The following is a 207-nucleotide window of genomic DNA, read 5'->3' on the forward strand; positions in this document are numbered from 1 at the left end:
CTGTCGGTGGCCAGCAGGAAGTGGTGGTCGATGTACGCCTCCTCTGCGCCACCCACAAGGACCTAGCCGCCGAAGTCGCCGCCGGGCGTTTCCGCCCGGACCTCTACTATCGACTCAACGTCATCGAACTGCGCGTGCCGCCACTGCGCGAGCATCACCTCGGCCAGTCGCGCAATGTCCTCGCGGCCCTCGCCCAGTGGCGGCACG

1 protein-coding gene is annotated in these 207 nt (G+C 68.1%); it reads left to right on the forward strand.

The features are described 5' to 3' along the window. Positions 1–207, forward strand: a 207-nt coding sequence (locus GYB81_RS23615) for a sigma 54-interacting transcriptional regulator (protein WP_178106603.1), incomplete at both ends; no start/stop codon positions are given.

The sequence above is a fragment of the Pseudomonas yangonensis genome (genome assembly GCF_009932725.1).
Taxonomy (GTDB): domain Bacteria; phylum Pseudomonadota; class Gammaproteobacteria; order Pseudomonadales; family Pseudomonadaceae; genus Aquipseudomonas; species Aquipseudomonas yangonensis.